This window comes from Streptomyces sp. NPDC004031, from assembly GCF_053604375.1.
Map to the genome: position 1 here is coordinate 150,457 of NZ_JBSGHL010000004.1, position 19,397 is coordinate 169,853.

16 protein-coding genes are annotated in these 19,397 nt (G+C 73.2%); 7 read left to right on the forward strand and 9 right to left on the reverse strand.

Annotated elements, in window-relative coordinates; genetic code table 11:
- Positions 1 to 130: 130 nt before the first annotated feature.
- Positions 131 to 2,044, forward strand: coding sequence for an alkyl/aryl-sulfatase (locus ACWERV_RS03935; RefSeq protein WP_452928375.1), 1,914 nt, complete (start codon positions 131 to 133; stop codon positions 2,042 to 2,044).
- A 22-nt stretch (positions 2,045 to 2,066) separates the two neighbouring features.
- On the opposite strand, the gene ACWERV_RS03940 is transcribed toward ACWERV_RS03935, so the two are convergent.
- Together ACWERV_RS03940 and ACWERV_RS03945 are read right to left on the reverse strand one after the other, a co-directional pair.
- A complete protein-coding gene (locus ACWERV_RS03940) occupies positions 2,067 to 2,381 on the reverse strand; it encodes a hypothetical protein (RefSeq protein WP_452928378.1) in 315 nt (104 codons plus the stop codon).
- A gap of 182 nt (positions 2,382 to 2,563) precedes the next feature.
- Positions 2,564 to 3,838: a phosphodiester glycosidase family protein gene (locus ACWERV_RS03945; RefSeq protein ID WP_452928381.1), complete on the reverse strand. Its 1,275-nt coding sequence runs from the start codon at positions 3,836 to 3,838 to the stop codon at positions 2,564 to 2,566.
- Between the two features lie 196 nt (positions 3,839 to 4,034).
- On the opposite strand from ACWERV_RS03945, the gene ACWERV_RS03950 reads away from it, so the two are divergent.
- The gene (locus tag ACWERV_RS03950; protein WP_452928383.1) at positions 4,035 to 5,045 is read left to right on the forward strand and encodes a phosphotransferase family protein; all 1,011 of its coding nucleotides are present in this window, start codon (positions 4,035 to 4,037) and stop codon (positions 5,043 to 5,045) included.
- A 45-nt stretch (positions 5,046 to 5,090) separates the two neighbouring features.
- Here the strand turns inward: ACWERV_RS03950 and ACWERV_RS03955 are convergent, their stop codons facing one another.
- The gene (locus tag ACWERV_RS03955) at positions 5,091 to 6,092 is read right to left on the reverse strand and encodes a beta-ketoacyl-ACP synthase III (RefSeq protein ID WP_398190567.1); all 1,002 of its coding nucleotides are present in this window, start codon (positions 6,090 to 6,092) and stop codon (positions 5,091 to 5,093) included.
- Positions 6,093 to 6,402: 310 nt separating this feature from the next.
- Between ACWERV_RS03955 and ACWERV_RS03960 the strand changes: the two genes are divergently transcribed.
- The 5 genes from ACWERV_RS03960 (at position 6,403) to ACWERV_RS03980 (ending at position 11,978) form a co-directional block, all read left to right on the forward strand.
- A complete protein-coding gene (locus ACWERV_RS03960; RefSeq protein ID WP_452928386.1) occupies positions 6,403 to 6,888 on the forward strand; it encodes a hypothetical protein in 486 nt (161 codons plus the stop codon).
- A 356-nt stretch (positions 6,889 to 7,244) separates the two neighbouring features.
- Positions 7,245 to 8,615, forward strand: a complete 1,371-nt coding sequence (locus ACWERV_RS03965; protein WP_398190573.1) for an ABC transporter substrate-binding protein — start codon at positions 7,245 to 7,247, stop codon at positions 8,613 to 8,615.
- Positions 8,612 to 9,628, forward strand: coding sequence for a carbohydrate ABC transporter permease (locus ACWERV_RS03970; RefSeq protein WP_398190576.1), 1,017 nt, complete (start codon positions 8,612 to 8,614; stop codon positions 9,626 to 9,628). The genes ACWERV_RS03965 and ACWERV_RS03970 overlap by 4 nt, the downstream gene beginning before the upstream one ends.
- Positions 9,625 to 10,545: a carbohydrate ABC transporter permease gene (locus ACWERV_RS03975; protein WP_452928389.1), complete on the forward strand. Its 921-nt coding sequence runs from the start codon at positions 9,625 to 9,627 to the stop codon at positions 10,543 to 10,545. Before ACWERV_RS03970 ends, ACWERV_RS03975 begins: the two co-directional genes overlap by 4 nt.
- Positions 10,546 to 10,742: 197 nt before the next feature.
- Complete coding sequence (locus ACWERV_RS03980) at positions 10,743 to 11,978, forward strand: cellulose binding domain-containing protein (protein ID WP_452928392.1); 1,236 nt, start codon at positions 10,743 to 10,745, stop codon at positions 11,976 to 11,978.
- 132 nt (positions 11,979 to 12,110) lie between these two features.
- On the opposite strand, the gene acs is transcribed toward ACWERV_RS03980, so the two are convergent.
- The 6 genes from acs to ACWERV_RS04010 form a co-directional block, all read right to left on the reverse strand.
- Positions 12,111 to 14,072, reverse strand: a complete 1,962-nt coding sequence (gene acs / locus ACWERV_RS03985) for an acetate--CoA ligase (protein ID WP_452928394.1) — start codon at positions 14,070 to 14,072, stop codon at positions 12,111 to 12,113.
- Entirely contained in the window at positions 14,072 to 14,692 is a 621-nt protein-coding gene (locus ACWERV_RS03990; protein ID WP_398190588.1) for an acetate uptake transporter, read from the reverse strand. Before ACWERV_RS03990 ends, acs begins: the two co-directional genes overlap by 1 nt.
- A 273-nt stretch (positions 14,693 to 14,965) precedes the next feature.
- A complete protein-coding gene (locus ACWERV_RS03995) occupies positions 14,966 to 16,741 on the reverse strand; it encodes a sodium/solute symporter (RefSeq protein WP_452928397.1) in 1,776 nt (591 codons plus the stop codon).
- Positions 16,738 to 17,268: a hypothetical protein gene (locus ACWERV_RS04000; protein WP_452928400.1), complete on the reverse strand. Its 531-nt coding sequence runs from the start codon at positions 17,266 to 17,268 to the stop codon at positions 16,738 to 16,740. The genes ACWERV_RS03995 and ACWERV_RS04000 overlap by 4 nt, the downstream gene beginning before the upstream one ends.
- Positions 17,265 to 18,047 carry a LytR/AlgR family response regulator transcription factor gene (locus ACWERV_RS04005; protein WP_398190595.1) on the reverse strand — a complete coding sequence of 261 codons (783 nt, stop codon included), beginning with the start codon at positions 18,045 to 18,047 and terminating at the stop codon, positions 17,265 to 17,267. The genes ACWERV_RS04000 and ACWERV_RS04005 overlap by 4 nt, the downstream gene beginning before the upstream one ends.
- A complete protein-coding gene (locus ACWERV_RS04010; protein ID WP_398190598.1) occupies positions 18,044 to 19,225 on the reverse strand; it encodes a sensor histidine kinase in 1,182 nt (393 codons plus the stop codon). The genes ACWERV_RS04005 and ACWERV_RS04010 overlap by 4 nt, the downstream gene beginning before the upstream one ends.
- Positions 19,226 to 19,397: the final 172 nt, after the last annotated feature.

Sequence of the window (19,397 nt, forward strand, 5' to 3'; positions counted from 1 at the left end):
ACGGCCGATTCCCGCACGTCAAACCCGGTCCTGGCCGTGGCGCGCCCACGGACGGCGCAGCCCCGGTCGTGGCCGCGGGGCCGGGGCGGAAGGCTTGCAGGGCCGGGGGCCGCGAGCGAGGGAGAGCACCGTGCCGGAGACGTCCCGCAGCAGCCATGACGCCAAGCCCGCGCACCCGGCGGTCGCCGAGGCCAACCGCGCGGTGGGCGAGCGCTTCCCGTTCCGCGACGCCCAGGACTTCGACGACGCCGAGCGGGGCTTCCTGGGCTCCACGGCCGACCCGGCCGTCCGGGACGGCGCCGGGCGGCCGGTGTGGGACCTGGACGCGTACGGCTTCCTCGGGGACGACTGCCCCGACACCGCCAACCCCAGCCTGTGGCGGCAGGGCAGGCTGTGCGCGCTGCACGGGCTGTTCGAGGTCACCGAGGGCATCTACCAGATCCGCGGCTTCGACCTGTCCAACATGACGGTCGTCGAGGGCGAGCGCGGGGTGCTGGTGATCGACCCGCTGATCTCCGCCGAGACCGCCGCCGCGGCCCTCGCCCTCTACCGGGAGCACCGCGGCGACCGGCCGGTCACCGGCGTGCTCTACACCCACAGCCACGTCGACCACTTCGGCGGGGTGCGCGGGGTGGTGAGCGAGGAGGACGTGCGCGGCGGTGTCCCGGTGCTCGCGCCCGAGGGCTTCCTGGAGCACGCCGTCAGCGAGAACGTCTACGCCGGCACCGCCATGGGCCGCCGGGCCGCCTACATGTACGGGGCCGCGCTGCCCAGGGGGGAGCGCGGCCAGATCGGCACGGGCCTGGGCCAGACGACCTCCACCGGCTCGGTCGGCCTGATCCCGCCGACGCTGGACGTCACCCGCACCGGGCAGACCGAGACCGTGGACGGCATCCGGATGGTCTTCCAGCTCACCCCGGGCACCGAGGCGCCCGCCGAGCTGAACATCCACTTCCCGGACCGCTCCGCGCTGTGCATGGCCGAGAACGCCACCCACAACCTGCACAACCTGCTGACGCTGCGCGGCGCCGTGGTGCGCGACCCGCGGGTGTGGGCGGCCTACCTCACCGACGCGATCGACCTGTTCGCCGCCTCCACCGACGTCGCCTTCGCCTCGCACCACTGGCCGGTGTGGGGGCGCGAGCGGCTCGTCCGCTTCCTGGGCGAGCAGCGCGACCTGTACGCGTACCTGCACGACCAGACGCTGCGGATGCTCAACCAGGGCCTGACCGGCTCGGAGATCGCCGAGCAGATGCAGCTGCCGCCCGCGCTGGAGCGGGCCTGGCACACGCACGGCTACTACGGCTCGGTCAGCCACAACACCAAGGCGGTCTACCAGCTCTACCTCGGCTGGTTCGACGGCAACCCGGCCCATCTGTGGGAGCACCCCCCGGCCGAGGCCGCACGCCGCTACGTGGACTTCATGGGCGGCGCCGACGAGGTCGTGCGGCGCGCCCGGCAGTCCTTCGCCGACGGGGACCTGCGCTGGGTCGTCCAGGTCGTGGGCCATGTGCTGTTCGCCGAGCCGGACCACGCCGCCGCGCGCGAGCTCCAGGCGGACGCCTTCGAGCAGCTCGGCTACGGCAGCGAGAACGGCACCTGGCGCAACTTCTACCTCACCGGCGCGCTGGAACTGCGGCACGGCGCCGTGGGCACGCCCACCGTCGCCGCCGCCCCCGACCTGCTCGCCGCCCTGACGCCGCACCAGCTCTTCGACGCCCTCGCCATCCGCGTCGACGGCCCCCGCGCGTGGGACGCCGACATCGCCGTCCGCTGGAACGTCGAGGGCCACGACCCGGTGACCCTGCACCTGCACAACGGCGTCCTGACCCGCACCCCCGCCACCGGCCCGGCCGCCCCCGCCCCCCGGCTGGAGATCACCCTCCCCGAACCCGACCTGCGCGCCCTCCTCCTGGGCACCCTCTCCCCCGCCGACCTCCCCGCCCGCGAGTCCGTGACGGTGACCGGCGACCTCACCGCCCTCACCGACCTCCTGACCCACCTCACCGACCCGGACCCGGACTTCGCGATCGTGACGCCGTGAGCGGGGGGCCGCCGACGGCGCGTCAGGCCGGTATCCAGTCCGGCCACCACGGCGGGACGTTGCTCGACGGGCAGAGCCCGGAGTCGCCGGGGTAGCCGTCGAGCGTGCCGTAGTGCGCGAAGAACCACCACCCCGGCAGCGGCGTCACGGCAACGACGAGCAGCACCGCCACGGCGGCCCGTACCGCGACCGGTGCCCGCCGGGCGAGCAGCAGCCCGGCCTGGCACATGACGGCGCCGAGGACCACCCCGGCGCCCACCACGAAGGGCTGCAGGAAACTCATCTGGAAGCCGCCGCCCGCGTCGATGCCGGCGTCGCAGTACCTGCGGGCGCGCACGGACAGATTCCACGCGGTGTATTCCACTGCGGCGCCGAAAAGCCCGGCAGCCACCCAGGCGGCGTGGGTCAGGCGCTCGGAACGGGACGTCACACCCTTGCCGGACGCGCCCGGGGCGGACACGGTTCCGGGCGGACGCGCTTCCGGCAGCCGTGAGCGGCGGGCGGAGTCAGCGGCCGGAGTCAGCGGGCGTAGACGGCGACGAAGTCGCGGGTGGCCTGGGTGTAGTAGCGGTCCGGGGGGTCCTCGAAGTCGAGGATGTTGGTGGGTTTCGGGTTCGATGGGGTGCGGGTGCCGTCGTAGGACATGAAGGAGGGCCAGGCGCGGTTCATGTCGAGGGGCATCGCGCGGACCGCGCCGGCGCGCTGCATCAGTTCGGCGAGGGTGCGGGCGGAGAGGGCCTGGCCGACGACCATGACGATGTCGCCCTCGGCGGTGACGCCGACGCCGGAGCGGGGGACGAACATCCGGCTCTGGTCGCTGACGCCCCACTTGGAGTCGTCGCCGATGTCCGGGACGACGCGGCCGTCGTCGACCATCAGCTCCAGGCACTGGCGCACGCCGACGACCTCGGGCGTCATCGTCACGTCGCGGCCCCAGACGCCGATGCGCATGCTGCCGTCGCGGTAGAAGACCTCGGAGGCGGCGCCGTCGCGCAGCTCGCCCGCGGTGCGGCCGTCGAGGTAGAAGCCGCCGCGCGAGCCGCCGTCGGTGATGCGGAAGCCGCCGTTCCAGGTGGCGACCAGGCCGGTGCGCTGCCCCTCGGGGACGGTGGGCGGCACGTCGAAGGTGCCGCCGGGCTCGCGGAAGCCCGGATGCAGCTGGAAGCGGCTGTGCTTGCCGCTGATCCAGGCGACGGCCGCCTCGTACGAGGTGTGCTCGGCGTCCGGCCGGACGTAGGTGCCCTGCACGATCGGCTCGCCGCGGGCGGTGGCGAGGGTGCGGTAGACGCCCTCGCCGGGCAGCGCCGGGCCGACCGGCGGCCGCATCGGGGCGCGCAGCGGGACGAGGGGCTGGGCGGGCAGGTGCGCCGGAGTGGGTACGGCCGGCTGCGTGGCCCGCATCCGGGCCAGCGCGTCGGCGGGCAGGTCGCCGCCGACCTTGGGCGGGTGCATGCGGTACTGCACGTCCTCCAGCCGGTCGACGACGAAGCCGAGTTCGTGGTCGCGCGCCCACTCCGCGAGCCGGGCGGTGGTGCTGTCCTTGCCGGGATAGGTGAGGGCGTGGCCGACGGACCAGCCGAGCCAGCCGGTGCAGACCAGGCACGTCCCGGTCAGGCCGCGGGTGACGAGCCTGCGGCGGCGCAGCTGGCCGGGCGTCAGGTCGCGCCGGTGCTTCCACGGCAGCAGCCGCCTGCGGGGGCGCGCCGGCTTCCCGGACGCGGGGGCGGGCCCGGGAGCCGGCCCGCCGGGATCGCCCGGGTCATCGGGCCGCGGCTCGGTGGTCTGCTGGCTCATCCGCTCCGGTCCTCCGTCCGCGTCGCCCCCTGCGCCCCGATCCTGGCGTTCATCTGACGTTCCCGCCGATACGGTGACCAATCGCCCACGGCGCCACAAGCACCCGGGCGGCGGAACGCCCCGGCCGGGAGGGGCTGTGTGCCTGCGGCGGCGCGGACCGCCGTAAGGTTCCCTCGGCGACGAAGGAGGGGGCCACATGGCGGCCGCGCACACGGTGACGGACGAGGCGGTGGACGGGCTGCTGGCCCGCGCCGGGATCGGAGCGGGGCAGGTCGCCTCGCGCGAGCGGATACCCGGCGGCTCGTACAACGCGCTCTTCTCGGTCGGCCTGACCGGCGGCGACCGGCTGGTGCTGAAGGTGCCGCCGCCCGAGGGTACCCCGCGGCTGCGCTACGAGGCGGAACTGCTGTGCGGCGAGGCCCTCTTCTACGAGCGGGCCGCCGCGGCGGGTGTCTCCGCGCCGCGCGTGGTGCACAGCGAGTGGCGCGAGGGCACCGGCGCCGCGCCCTTCCTGGTGATGACGCACTCCCCCGGCGTGCCGTGGAACGAGGTCGCCGAGGCGATGGCGCCCGAGGAGCACGAGCGGCTGCTGACCGAACTGGGCGGCCTGGTGGGCCGGCTGCACACGGTGCGGGGCGGCGACGGCTTCGGCTACCCGGCGCAGCGCGTCGCGCCGTTCGCCGCGGGCTGGCCGGAGGCCTTCGCCGCGATGACGGACGCGCTGCTGACGGACGCCGAGGAGTACGGCCCGTGGCTGCCGCGCCCTGCCGCGCAGATCCGCGCGGTCCTCGCGGGCGGCGCACCAGCGCTGGCCGAGGTGACGCGGCCGGCGCTGGTGCACTTCGACCTGTGGTCGGGCAACGTGCTGCTGGACGGCGAACCGGGGAAGCGCACGGTCGGCGGGCTGATCGACGGCGAACGGATGTTCTGGGGCGACCCGCTCGCGGACTTCCCGTCGCTGTCGCTGTTCTTCGGCCACCTGGAGGACGACCCGGCCTTCCTCGCCGGATACGGCGCGGCGGGCGGGCGCACCTCGTTCGACGCCGCGGCGCGCGTGCGGCTGGCGCTCTACCGGTGCTACCTCTACCTGATCATGCTGATCGAGGTGGTGCCCCGCGGCACGGCCGGCGAGCACCTGGTGTGGGTACGGGACTTCGCCGGTCCCCGGCTGACGGCGGCGCTCGACGCGGTCGCGGCGGGGAGCTGAGACGTAGGGGGGTACGGGGCGGGCGCCCCGTACCCCCCTACGCCGTCAGGGCAGTTCGGCGACCAGGGCCGCGTAGGACAGGCCCGAGCCGTAGCCGAGCAGCAGCGCGGTGCCGCCGGAGACGGCCCGGCCCGAGGCGAGCAGGGCGTCCATGGCCAGCGGGATGGACGCGCCCGAGGTGTTGCCGGTGGTGACGATGTCCTTGGCGACGGCGACCCGGGCGGGCAGACCGATGGAGCGGGTCATGGCGTCGATGATGCGCTCGTTGGCCTGGTGCGGGACGAACGCGTCGAGGTCGTCCACGGTCAGACCGGCCGCCTCCAGCCCGCGCACCGCGACCTTCGACACCTCGTACACCGCCCAGCGGAAGACCCGCTGGCCCTCCTGGCGCAGCGCGGGGAACGGCTGCTGCGGGTCGGTGCGCAGCGCGTCCCACGGCACGCTCTGGGTGATGGCGTCGGCCTGCGAGCCGTCCGCGCCCCACACCACGGGGCCGATGCCGGGGGTGTCGGAGGGGCCGACGACGCACGCCCCGGCGCCGTCGCCGAAGATGAACGCGGTGGAGCGGTCGGTCAGGTCGAGGATGTCGGTCATCCGCTCGACGCCGACGACCAGCACATGGCCGCCGCGGGAGCGCACCGCGTCGGCGGCGAGCGCGAGGCCGTGCACGAACCCGGCGCAGCCCGCCGAGATGTCGAAGCCGGCCGCGCCGACCGCGCCGATCCGGTGGCCGATCTCGGTGGCGATCGCGGGCGTCTGCTTCAGGTGCGTGAAGGTCGCGGCGATCACCAGGCCGATGTCGGCGGGGGTGATGCCGGCCGCCGCGATCGCCTTGCTCGCGGCCTGCTCGGCCATGACACCGAGGGTCTCGTCCGGTCCGGCCCAGCGGCGGGTGACGATGCCGGTCCTGGAGCGGATCCACTCGTCGGTCGAGTCGATGTGCGCGCACACCTCGTCGTTGTCGACGATCCGGCGCGGGCGGTAGGCGCCCACTCCGAGGATCCGGGCGTGCCGCGCACCGGCGGACACCGCGATCTCAGCTTTCATGTGAGCCTTTCAGGCCGGTAGGCCGGTACGGATCGGATCACGGTACCGGGGTGTGGTCTCCGCGGTCGCAGCGCCCGCCGCCGGCCGCCGCGTCCTATTCTATGGCGCGCGTAGATCGCGGGGACGAACGTCGGCCACCCGCCCCGCCGGTCCACCGCCCATGTGCCCGGCCCGACGGGCCGGTTCGCGCCGGAGCCGCCCGCGCGGCCCGCCGCGGCCATTGCCAACACCGCCGGGCGGCCCGCACGGTGGAGCCGTCAGTTCCGCGACCGGGCGGCCCCGCCCGCCCGCCGAGAGTCAGGGACCCGTCATGCTGCGCAGACTTCCCGCCCTGCCGGCCGCCGCCCTCGCCGCGGCCGCCGTGTTCGCCGCCACCGGCCCGGCCGCCGCGGACACCGCTCCCCCTGCCGTGTGCACCCCCGCGGTGGTGGCGGGCGACCTCGCCTTCTCCCCTCCTTCGGTGGCCCCCGGCGGCACCTCCTCCGCGTCCCTCACCGTGACGAACTGCACCGGCCAGCCGCAGACCGTCGGCGAGACCTGGTACGGGCGCTTCCTCTCCGACGGCTCGCCGGGCCTCCCGGCGGGCTGCCCGGTGATCGACCCGCTGCCGCGCCCGGTCACCCTCGCCCCCGGCGCGTCGCTGACCTCCACGACCGGCTACCTCGTCCTTCCCGGCTGCACGGCGGACCGGCTGCGGCTGACGGTGACCCTCGGCCAGGGCGGCACCACCCTCGGCAGCCGCACCGCCGACCTGCTCGTGGTGCGGCCGGCCGCGGCGCCGCAGCGGCGCGGCTGAGGGGGTCCCGGCACCCCGGAGCCCGCCGGACCCGGACACGTCACGGGCAGGCCGCCGTAGGCCCCGCAGGGGGTGTACGGCGGCCCTCGTGTGCGGCGCCGGCAATGCCAACCGAAGCGAACATGTTTCAACACCCTGGGGACATCACGGTCCGGCAACGCATCAGGAATTAGGCGTTGACGGCCTTCTGCATGTGGCGTAGAACTACCCTGCAGTTGCGATGGCGTTTCATCTTGGTGACTTCTGTTGGAAACGGCTCGGGCCTATGGACCCGCGAGAGCCTCCGCTCCGTCAGCATTTCGCCTTCAGCTCTCCCACAAGTCCCCTATAAGCGCCCACACACACATGGAGGCACCATGTCGGACGTCGAGACGTCGGGTACCGATGCGGGCAGCAGCCCGTCCCCGACGCGGAGGAACCTGCTCAGGGGCGTGGCCGGCGCCGCGGGGCTCGCGGCTGTGTCCGGCGGGCTGCTGACGGCGTGCAGCAGCTCCGACTCCTCTGACGACAGCAGCAGCAAGAGCGGCGACTCCGGCAAGCCGGTCGCGGGCAGCACCGTCACCTTCGGGTCGAACTACTCCGACCCGGCCGCCAAGACCGCGTTCGCCGCCCTCACGGCCGCGGCCACGGCGTCCTCGCAGGTGAAGGTCAAGATCAACACGGTCGACCACAACACCTTCCAGCAGAACATCACCAGCTACCTGCAGGGCACCCCGGACGACCTGTTCACCTGGTTCGCCGGCTACCGCATGCAGTACTTCGCGGCGCAGGGCCTCGCCCAGCCGCTCGACGACGTCTGGGACAAGATCGGCGGCAACTTCAGCGACTCCGCCAAGCAGCTGTCCACCGGCCTGGACGGCAAGAAGTACCTGGTGCCGCTCTACAACTACCCCTGGGTGGTCTTCTACAACAAGAGCGAGTTCACCAAGCGCGGCTACACCGTGCCCACCACGTGGGACGACTACATCGCGCTCGCCAAGAAGATGAAGACGGACGGCCTGGTGCCGATCGCCTTCGGCGACAAGGACGGCTGGCCCGCGCTGGGGACCTTCGACATCCTCAACATGCGCATCAACGGCTACGACTACCACATCAAGCTGATGAAGCACGAGATCCCGTGGACCGACGCGGGCGTCACCACCGTCTTCCAGCACTGGGCCGAGCTGATGCCCTACCTCCAGTCCGGCGCCAACGGCCGGATCTGGCAGGACGCGGCCAAGACGCTGGAGACCAAGCAGGCCGGCATGATGTTCCAGGGCACCAACCAGGTCGCCGCGCAGTACGTGACCGACAAGGCCAACCTGGACGACCTGGACTTCTTCGCCTTCCCCTCGGTGAACCCCAAGTGGGGCCAGGACTACATGGACGCCCCCACCGACGGCTTCATGCTCAGCAAGAAGGCCAAGAACCCCGAGGCCGCGAAGGCGATCCTGGAGTACATCGGCACCGGCCCGGCCGAGGCCGCGTACCTCAAGACCGACCAGTGGGACGTCGGCCTGGCCAACGGCCTCCAGGTGCCGACGTACAACGCCATCCAGAAGAAGTCGGTCGAGGTCATCGGCAAGTGCAAGTCGGTCGCCCAGTTCATGGACCGCGACTCCGACCCGGCGATGGCCAACGCGATGATCTCGATCATCCAGAAGTTCATCGACGACCCGAGCACCGGTAACATCGCCACCCTCCAGAAGAGTGCCGAGGCCCAGGCGAAGTCGATCTACACCTCATGACCGAGACGTCCGCTGCGGACACCGCGGCAGCGGTGCGGGACGGGGCCGCCGCCGCCCCGTCCCCGCGCCGCCGCCGCGGCGGCGTCCGCAAACTCACCCGGCGCGACCGCGTGGTGGTCGCGCTGCTGCTGGGGATCCCGCTGCTGCTGGACCTGGCCTTCGTGTGGTTCCCGGCGATCGGCACCGTGCTGCTGTCGTTCACCAAGTGGAACGGCGTGGGCAGCCTGCACAGCGAGACGTGCAAGCCGAATGTGCCGTCGATCCTCAACAACGGCTGCTGGTACGGCATCCAGAACTACCACCAGGCCACCACGATCTACCCGGAGTTCTGGCCCGCGGTCCGCCACAACCTCATCTGGCTGGCGGTCTTCGTGCTCATCGCGACCCCACTGGGCATGCTGTTCGCCGTGGTCATCGACCGCGGCATCAAGGGCAGCCGGATGTACCAGAGCATCCTGTTCCTGCCGGTGATGCTGTCGCTCGCGCTGGTCGGCATCATCTGGGAGTTCATCTACTCGCAGAACTTCGGGCTGATCAACACCGTCATCGGGCGCAACGGCAACGACAACGCCATCGACTGGCTCGGAAACCCGCATCTGAACCTGTGGGCGGTGCTGGTCGAGGCGACCTGGCGGCAGGCCGGGTACGTGATGGTGCTCTACCTGGCAGGGCTCAAGGCGGTCGACCCGACGCTGCGCGAAGCCGCGCGGATGGACGGTGCCAACGCCTGGCAGACCTTCTGGCGGGTGGTCTTCCCGGTCATGAAGCCGATCAATATCGTGGTCATGGTGGTCACGGTCATCGAGTCGCTGCGCGCCTTCGACCTGGTCTACATCACCAACAAGGGCATCAACGGCCTCGAACTGCTGTCGGTGCTGGTCACCTCGAACATCGTCGGTGAGACCCAGCGGGTCGGCTTCGGATCCGCGCTGGGTGTCGTGCTGCTGGTCATCTCGCTGGTGCCGATCTCGGTGTTCCTTTACCAGACGTTCCGCCGGGAGGAAGCACCATGACGACCGAAGCCCTCACCCGGCCGGCCAAGGCGGTCCGCCCGTCCGCGCCCGGCCGCCGGAGGACCCGGCCGTGGGGCCAGGCGGCCTCGCAGGTCTTCCTCATCGTGTCCTGCGTGCTGTGGCTGCTGCCGATCGCGTTCGCGCTGTACGTGGCGGTCCGGCCGTACTCCGACACCCGCAAGTACGGCTATGTCTCGATGCCGCACCACCTGACGTTGAAAAACTTCAGTGACGCGTGGACCCAGTCGGACATGCTGCACTTCTTCTGGAACTCGGTGCTGATCACCGTCCCCTCGGTGATCATCGTGCTGGCCCTGGCGTCGGGCGTGGCCTTCGTGCTGAGCAAGATCAACGTCAAGGTCAACATCGCGCTGCTGATCCTGTTCACGGCCGGCAACCTGCTGCCGCAGCAGGTCATCATCACCCCGCTGTACCGGATGTACCTGAAGATCACGCTGCCGCACTTCCTGAGCGACAGCGGCCTGATGTACAACTCGGTCTTCGGCCTGGTCGCCATCAACGTGGCCTTCCAGCTGGGCTTCTGCGTCTTCGTGCTGAGCAACTACATGCGCGCGGTGCCCGACGAGATGTACGAGGCCGCGCTGGTGGACGGCGCCTCGCTGTGGACGCGCTTCTGGCGGCTGACGCTGCCGCTGTGCCGTCCGGCGCTCGCGGCGCTCGCGACGCTGCTGACCACCTGGATCTACAACGACTTCTTCTGGGCGATCACCCTGATGTCGTCGGGCGACAAGCGGCCGGTGACCTCGGCGCTGGCCAACCTCCAGGGGCAGTTCGTCAGCAACCAGAACATGATCGCCGCGGCCGCGCTCATCGCCGCCGTGCCGACCCTGGTGGTCTACATCTGCCTCCAGAAGCAGTTCATCGCCGGTCTGTCGCTGGGGTCCAGCAAGGGCTGACGGGCGCGAGGAACAGGGGCCGACCGCGTGCGCGGGTGCCCGTCCGGCGGGACGGGCACCCGCGCACGCGGCATTGACAGGGTGTTGGCCCCCTTCCATAGTGTGGGAGCGCTCCCATGCGGCATCCGGGTGCTCTCCCGGCACGCGGATGTCCTCCGGCGAGCGGCGAATCCCCCCACATGTCCAGGAGGTCCCCCGTGCGCGCATCCTCGCGTCGGTTACTCGTCAGACCGTGGCTGTGGCCGGTGGCCGCGGTCGCACTGCTGCTGCCCGCCCTGGTGGCACTGCCCGCCGCCCACGGCGCCGCGGCCGGCTGCTCGATGACGTACACCGTCAACGAGTGGACCGGCGGCTTCACCGCGCAGATCTCGATCACCAACCTCGGCCCGGCCGTCAACGGCTGGACCGCGACCTGGAGCTACCAGGGCGACCAGCACATCACCTCGGGCTGGAACGCCACCGTCTCGCAGAGCGGCGCGGCCGTCACCGCGAAGGACGCCGGCTACAACGCGTCGGTCCCGGCGAACGGCCACGCCGACTTCGGGGTGCAGGGCACCTGGAGCTCCGCCGACCCGTCGCCGACGGTGATCACCTTCAACGGCACCGCGTGCACGGCCGACGGCACACCGCCGACCCAGCCGCCCACCACGCCGCCGACGACACCCCCCACCACCCCGCCCACGACCCCTCCGACCACTCCCCCGACGACCCCGCCCACCACGCCGCCGACCACCGCACCGCCGGCCGGCTGCTCGGGCGCGGTGATCTGCTCGGGCTTCGAGGACCAGACCGGCAGCACCCCGTCCGGCGGGTGGACGACCGCGGCGCCGGACTGCTCGGGCAGCGGCACCGCGACCGTCGACACCTCCGTCGCGCACAGCGGCAGCCGCTCGATCCGGGTGGAAGGCCACGCCGGCTACTGCAACCACGTCTTCGTCGCGAGCACCCAGGACCTGTCCTCGGTCGGCCCGCGCGTCTACGTGCGGATGTGGGTGCGGCACACCACCGCGCTGCCGGCCGCGCACGTCGCCTTCATCTCGATGCCGGACTCCTCGCAGTCCGGGAAGGCGCTGCGGATCGGCGGCCAGAACGGCGCCCTGCAGTGGAACCGCGAGTCGGACGACGCGACGCTGCCCGCGCAGAGCCCGGCGGGCGTGGCGCTCAGCACCCCGCTGCCGACCGGCAGCTGGCAGTGCCTGCGGTTCGCCATCGGCACCACCTCGCCCGACCTGGAGACCTGGCTGAACGACCAGGACGTGGCGGGCCTGCGGGTGGACGGCGTGCCGACCGCGGACATCGACCAGCAGTGGCTGTCGCGCACCACGCCGCCGCGGCCCACCGCGCTGCGCTTCGGCTGGGAGAGCTACGGCACCGGTGACGACACGCTGTGGTTCGACGACGTCGCCGTGGGCACCTCGCCGATCGGCTGCTGACGCGGTACGCGCGAAGGCGCGGGAGGCCGGCCCGCCCCCGTAACGGGCCGGCATCCCGCGCCTCTTCCCCGGGCGAGCCCCCGTACGGGTCCGCCCGGGGGGCCACGGCTCCCGGGTGACGCGGGGAAGGGGTCAGGAGCCGTCGGATGTGTCCGGCAGCCGCTCCCGGATGGCGTCCATCACTGAGGAGTCGGTCAGCGTCGTCACGTCACCGAGTTCGCGGTTCTCCGCGATGTCCCGGAGCAGGCGGCGCATGATCTTGCCGGAGCGGGTCTTGGGCAGTTCGGCGACGACCAGGATCTGCCGCGGCCGGGCGATCGGCCCGATCTCCCGGCCGACGTGCGCCCGCAGTTCGGCCGCGGGGTCGTCCGCGGCGCCCGGCCCCGCGTCGCCGCGCAGGATCACGAAGGCGACGATGCCCTGCCCGGTCGTCGCGTCGGCGGCGCCGACGACGGCGGCCTCGGCGACCAGCGGGTGCGACACCAGGGCCGATTCGACCTCGGTGGTGGAGATGCGGTGGCCGGAGACGTTCATGACGTCGTCCACCCGGCCGAGCAGCCAGATGTCGCCGTCCTCGTCCTTCTTGGCCCCGTCACCGGCGAAGTAGCGGCCGGGGAAACGCGACCAGTAGGTGTCGATGTAGCGCTGCTCGTCGCCCCAGATGGTGCGCAGCATCGACGGCCACGGGCGGGTGAGCACCAGGTAGCCGCCCGATCCGTCGGGCACCGGCTCGCCCCGGTCGTCCACGACCTCCGCGGACACCCCGGGCAGCGCCCGCAGCGCGGAGCCGGGCTTGCAGGTGCTCGCGCCGGGCAGCGGGCTGATCATGTGGGCGCCGGTCTCGGTCTGCCACCAGGTGTCGACGACCGGGGTGCGGTCGCCGCCGATGGCCCTGCGGTACCAGACCCACGCCTCGGGGTTGATGGGCTCGCCCACCGAGCCGAGCAGCCGCAGCGACGTCAGGTCGTAGCCGGCCGGGATCGCGTCGCCCCACTTCATGAAGGTGCGGATCGCGGTGGGGGCGCAGTAGAGGATCGTCACCTTGTACTTCTGCACGATCTCCCACCAGCGGCCCTGGTGCGGGGAGTCGGGGGTGCCCTCGTACAGCACGGACGTGGTGGCGTTGGCGAGCGGGCCGTAGACGATGTACGAGTGCCCGGTGACCCAGCCGATGTCGGCGGCCGTCCAGTAGACGTCCCGTTCGGGCTTGATGTCGAAGACCGCCCAGTGCGACCACGCGACCTGGGTGAGGTAGCCGCCGGTGGTGTGCAGGATGCCCTTGGGGCGGGCGGTGGTGCCCGAGGTGTACATGATGTAGAGCGGGTGTTCGCTGTCGAACGCCTCGGGGGTGTGCTCGGCGGACTGCGCGTCGACCAGGTCGTGCCACCAGGCGTCGCGCCCCTCGGTCCAGCCGACCTCCTGGCCGGTGCGCCGGACGACGAGCACGCTGTGCACGTCCGGGCACTGCTCCAGGGCCTCGTCCACGGCGGGCTTGAGCGCGGAGGCGGCGCCCTTGCGGTAGCCGCCGTCGGCGGTGATCACCACATGGGCGTCGCAGTCCAGGATGCGGCTGGCCAGCGCCTCGGCGGAGAAGCCGCCGAAGACCACCGTGTGGGGGGCGCCGATACGGGCGCAGGCCAGCATCGCCACCACGGTCTCGGGGATCATCGGCATGTAGATCGCGACCCGGTCACCGGCCTGCACGCCGAGCGACAGCAGCGCGTTGGCGGCGCGGCAGACCTCGTCCTTCAGGCCCGCGTAGGTCAGGGTGCGGGTGTCGCCGGGCTCGCCCTCCCAGTGGAAGGCGACGCGGTCGCCGAGACCGGCCGCCACGTGCCGGTCCAGGCAGTTCTCGGCGACGTTGAGCCGGCCGCCGGTGAACCAGCGGGCGAAGGGCGCGCGGCTCCAGTCCAGCACCTGGGTCCAGGGCTCGGCCCAGTCCAGTCGCGCGGCCTGCTCGGCCCAGAAGGCCTCGTCGTCCGCGGCGGCCGCGTCGTAGGCCGCGGCCGTGACGTTCGCGTGCTCCGCCAGGGCGGCCGGCGGCGGGAACCGCCGGTCCTCCCTGAGCAGGTTCGACAGTGTCTCGTCGGACATCAGTGCGCGCCCTCGACCGGCCCGCCCTGCGCGCCCTCGGCCGCCGCGAACAGCGGCAGCACCCCGCGCTTCCAGGTGCTGTTGGTGACGACGGCGAAGGACGCGTACCAGGCGAGGACGGCGGTGACCAGGCCGAGCCAGCCGCCGACCTTGGTGATGCCCGACGACTCGGCGAACTCCGCGACGGTCAGCAGGATGAAGGTGGCGGACAGCGCGACGAAGACGGCGAGCAGGGCGCCGTTGGTGCGCAGCGCGGCCACGGTCATGTAGACGGTGAATATCGCCCAGATGAGCAGGAAGAGCCCGGTCGCCTGGTGCGCGGTGTCTGCGGGCAGGCCGCCCGCGACGAACTTCGCGTACCCGGCGTAGGACAGCCAGAAGGCGCCGTAGGAGCAGAAGGCGGTCGCCCCGAAGGTGTTGCCCTTGCGGAATTCCCACATGCCGGCCAGCAGCTGGACCAGCCCGCCGTAGAAGAGCGCGAGCGGCAGCACGACGGCTTCCAGGCTCGCGTCGATCAGGTTGGCGTTGAAGGAGCTGAGGACGAACGTGGTGGCGGCGAAGCCGGCCAGCCCGAGCGGGCCGGGGTCGGCAATGGTGGGCGCGGGCGCAGAAGTGCTCATCTGCGGATTCCCTCCTCATCGAGGAACGGCAGGGCGGTGGGGACAGGACCGTTTCGGGTCGCGGCACACCGTAGGTCCGCGGGGGAACGGCCGGGCAGGCTACGGTCGGTGACATTCGCCCAGCGGTGCGCCCGGCACGACGGGCGGTATGTCCGGTGCGTTCAGCGGTCGGTGAGCAGTCGGTGAACGGTCGGTCCGGCGCGCCGGACGGTCGGCCCGCGCGCCGAGCGGTCGGCGGGTACGGGCGGTACGGCCGCCGGGCCCGCGTACCGCTCAGGCGCGTTCGGCGGCGGACGACCGGGGGCCGGGCAGCGGCGCGGGTCCCGAGCCGACCTCCTCCGGCAGGTGCATCCGCAGCATCACCCGGTCCACCGCGGCCGGTGAGAGGCGGTGCCGGGTCAGCAGCGACACCGTCACCATCACGGCGAAGGCGACCGGCACCGTCCAGGCGGCGGGCTGCTCCAGCAGGGCCGCGCTCCAGCCGCTGCCGGGCCCGCGCACGCTCGTGAGCACCACCGCGACCGCGGCGAGCCCACCCCCGGCGACGAGCCCGAGCAGCGCCCCGCGGTCGGTCAGGCCGCGCCACCAAATGCCCAGCACCAGCAGCGGGCAGAAGGACGACGCGGCCACCGCGAAGGCCAGCCCGATCGCGTCGGCGACCGGCAGCCCGTCGGTCGCGGTGGCCATCACCAGCGGCGGCACTCCCGCGACCAGCGACGCCCAGCGGAAGCCGCGTTTGGAGCCGCGCAGCAGGTCCTGCGACACCACACCGGCGACCGACACGGTCAGGCCCGAGGCGGTCGAGACGAAGGCGGCGAAGGCGCCCGCGGTGGCGAGCGCGGCCAGCAGCCGCCCGCCCTCCCCGGCCTGGGTGAGCTGCGGCAGCACCAGCACCGCGGTGTCGGTCTGCCCGGTGAGCAGCAGTTGCGGCGCCAGCACCCGGCCGAGCGCCCCGTAGACGGTCGGCAGCAGGTAGAAGGCGCTGAGCAGGACGAGCACCAGCACGGTGGTGCGGCGCGCGGCGCGCCCGTCGGGGTTGGTGTAGAAGCGGACCAGGACGTGCGGCAGGCCCATCGTGCCCAGCAGCGTGGCGAGCAGGATCGAGTAGAGCGCGTACAGCGGGTGGGATCGGCCGCCCGCGCCGGACAGCGGGTTCGCCCAGCTCGCGCCCGTGGCGGGGGTCAGCCCGTGGCGGTGCGGGACGGCGGCGCCGCCGGGGAAGGTCAGCGCGGTGCCGCCGACGGCGGTGTGCTCGCCCTTGCCGAGCGTCACGCTGCCGGGGGCCGCGGGTTCGGCGGCGTACGCCCGGCCGTCGAGCGTGCCGGAGACGCGGACCGTGACCGGGGCGGTGACGTCGAAGCGCACCGCGTCCTGGAGGCGTACGACGGTGGTGCCGTGGAAGCGCGGGACGTCGGGGCCGGTGAGGGCGGGCGCACCGGCCGAGCGCCAGGCCAGCACCAGGAAGACGACGGGCACGGCGATGGCGGTGAGTTTCAGCCAGAACTGGAAGCCCTGCACGAGCGTGACCGAGCGCATGCCGCCCGCCGCCGCGACCCCGACCACCACCACGGCGACGACGAGCGCCCCGGTCCAGCGCGGCGCGCCGGTCACCGTCTCCAGCGTCAGGCCCGCGCCCTGGAGCTGCGGCACCAGGTAGAGCCACGCGATGACGGCGACCAGCACCGCGGCCACCCGGCGCACCGCGACCGAGCCGAGCCGCTCCTCGGCGAAGTCCGGCAGGGTGTACGCGCCCGAGCGCCGCAGCGGCGCGGCGACCAGCAGGAGCAGCACCAGGTATCCGGCGGTGTAGCCGACCGGGTAGGCCAGCATGTCCACGCCGTAGGCCATGACGAGCCCGGCGACACCGAGGAAGGAGGCCGCCGAGAGGTACTCGCCGCCGATCGCCGCGGCGTTCCACAGCGGGGAGACCTCGCGGGAGGCGACGTAGAAGTCGGAGGTGGCGCGCGACAGCCGCAGGCCGTAGATGCCGAAGGCGGCGGTGGCGACCAGGACGACGGCGAGGGCGGCCAGGCCCAGGCCGGGGTTCACCGGGCGGCGCGCGGGGGCCGGTGCGGCGGCTGCGGCGGCTGCGGGCCGTCGCCGGGCTCTTGGGCTCCGTCCGGCTCCCGCGGGCGGTTCCCGTCCGTGGGCGGGGCCTCGGTGCGGGCGGCCTCCGTGGCGTCCGGGCCGCCCAGCAGGTCGGTGAAGTCCCGCTCGACGCGTTCGGCGTGCCGGACGTGGAAGGCGGCCGCGCCCACCAGCAGCGGGTAGGCCACCACGCCCAGCAGCAGCCAGGGCAGCCGGATCCCCAGCACGGTGGCGGTGCGCAGGCGGGGCAGCAGGGCGAAGGCGGCGGGCAGCCCGCCGAGCACCGCGCCCAGCACGGCCAGCACACCGAGGGCGAGCCGCAGCTGGTTGCGCACCAGGGAGCGCACGTAGACCTGGCCGAGCTGCGGCTGGGCGTGCAGGTCGGCGGCGCGGGCGCGCGCGGAGTAGCCGCCCGCGCGGTGCCGGCGCGGCGCGGTGACGGCGACCCGGCGCGCCGCCTGGGGTGTTTCGCCCGGCCCGCCGGTCATACGGTGTCCGGTCCTGACGCGGGCGCCCAGCGCACCAGCACGTCCCGCAGTTGCCGGGTGTGGCGGCGGCTGACGGGCAGTTCGGTGCCCGCGACGCGCACCGTCCAGTGCCCGGCGTCCGAGCGCAGCTCCTCGACGTGCCGCAGCGAGACCAGGAAGCTGCGGTGGATGCGCAGGAAGCCGTGCGGTTCCCAGCGCTCGGCGAGCACCGCGAGCGGCACCCGGACCAGCGGCGCGCGCCCGGCGGTGTGCAGCCGGACGTAGTCGCCCTGGGCCTCGACGTAGGCGACGTCGTCGCGGGAGACGAAGCGGGTGACCCCGCCGAGGTCGACGGGTATGCGCTCGGGCCCGGGGGCGCGGCGCTCGGCGCTCCGCTCCTCGCGGGGCTCGTCGCGCGGCTCGGCGGGCGCGTCCAGCAGCGCGGCGACCCGCCGTACCGCTTCGGCCAGGCGCTCGCCGCCGACGGGTTTGAGGAGGTAGTCGCAGGCCTTGAGGGCGAAGGCGTCCACGGCGAAGTCCTCGTAGGCGGTGACGAAGACGACCGCGGGCGGGCGGGCGAAGCGGCCGAGCACCCGGACCAGGTCGAGGCCGTCCAGACCCGGCATGCGGATGTCGCAGAAGACCGCGTCCACGGGTTCGGCCTCCAGCAGCCGCAGCGCCGCGGCGCTGCTGTCGGCGGCCAGCACCCTGCCGACCCGGTGGTCGCCGCGCAGCAGGTAGCTGAGGTCGTCCAGGGCGGGCGGCTCGTCGTCCACCGCGAGGATCCGCAGGGGTCTCATGAGGCGTGCACTCCGTTCCGGTATTTCGGCACCCGGACGTTGACCTTGGTCCCGGCGCCCGGCGCGGTCTCCACGACGAGGCCGTAGTCGTCGCCGAAGACCGCGCGCAGCCGCTCGTCGACGTTGCCCAGGCCCAGCGAGTCGCCCTCCGCCTCGCCCGCGAGCTGGAGCCGTACCTCCTCGGGGTCCATGCCCACGCCGTCGTCCTCCACGCTGATCCGGCACTCCGCGCCGGCGTCCTCGGCCCTGATGGTGATGAGCCCCGGGGTCGCCTTGGGGCCCAGGCCGTGCCGTACCGCGTTCTCCACGATCGGCTGGAGGCACAGGAAGGGCACCGCGACGGGCAGGACCTCGGGGGCGATCAGCAGGTCGACCCGCAGCCGGGCGCCGAACCGGGCGCGTTCCAGCCGCAGATACCGGTCCACCGACCGCAGTTCCTCGGCGAGGGTACTGAACTCGCCGTGCTTGCGCAGGCTGTAGCGGGTCAGCTCGGCGAACTCCAGCAGCAGTTCGCGGGCCCTGGCCGGGTCGGTGCGCACGAAGGACGCGATGGCGGTGAGCGAGTTGTAGACGAAGTGCGGGGATATCTGGGCGCGCAGCGCGCGCAGTTCGGCCTCGACCATACGGGTGCGGGAGCGGTCGAGTTCGGCCAGTTCCAGCTGGGCGATGACCCAGTGCGCGACCTCGCCCGCGGCCCGTACCAGCCCCGCGGAGACCTGCCGGGCGTAGACGGTGAGGGCGCCGACCACCAGGCCGTCCACGACGAGCGGCACCACGACCGCGGAGCGCACCGGGCAGTCGAGGTCGGCGCAGTCGATCGCGCCGACCGGCACCAGCCACGGCCGGCCGGCCTCCATCGCGTCCGCGGTGTGGGCGACGGCCTGCGCCGCGTGCCGGCGCCCGGCGCCGTCCCACGCCAGCAGCTCGCCGTCGGCGACCACGGCGAGCGCCGGGGTGGCCAGCAGCGCCCGCAGATGGCGCGCGGCCTTGCGGGCCGACTCGGGATTGAGCCCGTCGCGCAGCAGCGGAGCGGCGAGCGAGGCCTCGTGCAGCGCGGCGAAGGCGGCGCGCTCGACCGGCGTGCCGAAGGCGCGGCGCCCGCGGACCAGCCAGAAGAGCGCGGCGGCCGCGCCGGTGATCACCAGCGTGACGGACACCCAGGTGATCGCCGACGTCATGAGCGGAATTATCGGCCCGCGGCGCGATCACGTCACGGGTGCGGTCGGGGCGGATTCCGTGCGGATCGCGCTCCCCCCGCGCGCCCCCGCTCTCCCCCTGCTCTTCCCCGGCGCCGGACGCCGGGCCCCCGTGTGCTGCGGGGACCCGGCGCCTTTCGGGGAACGCCGCCGG

Bases quoted from the DNA above. Each gene is read 5' to 3' on its own strand.
- ACWERV_RS03990 (WP_398190588.1), bottom strand. From the start codon at position 14,692: ATGAGCACTTCTGCGCCCGCGCCCACCATTGCCGACCCCGGCCCGCTC.
- ACWERV_RS03950 (WP_452928383.1), top strand. From the start codon at position 4,035: ATGGCGGCCGCGCACACGGTGACGGACGAGGCGGTGGACGGGCTGCTG.
- acs (WP_452928394.1), bottom strand. From the start codon at position 14,072: ATGTCCGACGAGACACTGTCGAACCTGCTCAGGGAGGACCGGCGGTTC.
- ACWERV_RS04005 (WP_398190595.1), bottom strand. From the start codon at position 18,047: ATGAGACCCCTGCGGATCCTCGCGGTGGACGACGAGCCGCCCGCCCTG.
- ACWERV_RS03960 (WP_452928386.1), top strand. From the start codon at position 6,403: ATGCTGCGCAGACTTCCCGCCCTGCCGGCCGCCGCCCTCGCCGCGGCC.
- ACWERV_RS03965 (WP_398190573.1), top strand. From the start codon at position 7,245: ATGTCGGACGTCGAGACGTCGGGTACCGATGCGGGCAGCAGCCCGTCC.
- ACWERV_RS04000 (WP_452928400.1), bottom strand. From the start codon at position 17,268: ATGACCGGCGGGCCGGGCGAAACACCCCAGGCGGCGCGCCGGGTCGCC.
- ACWERV_RS03975 (WP_452928389.1), top strand. From the start codon at position 9,625: ATGACGACCGAAGCCCTCACCCGGCCGGCCAAGGCGGTCCGCCCGTCC.
- ACWERV_RS03970 (WP_398190576.1), top strand. From the start codon at position 8,612: ATGACCGAGACGTCCGCTGCGGACACCGCGGCAGCGGTGCGGGACGGG.
- ACWERV_RS04010 (WP_398190598.1), bottom strand. From the start codon at position 19,225: ATGACGTCGGCGATCACCTGGGTGTCCGTCACGCTGGTGATCACCGGC.
- ACWERV_RS03955 (WP_398190567.1), bottom strand. From the start codon at position 6,092: ATGAAAGCTGAGATCGCGGTGTCCGCCGGTGCGCGGCACGCCCGGATC.
- ACWERV_RS03945 (WP_452928381.1), bottom strand. From the start codon at position 3,838: ATGAGCCAGCAGACCACCGAGCCGCGGCCCGATGACCCGGGCGATCCC.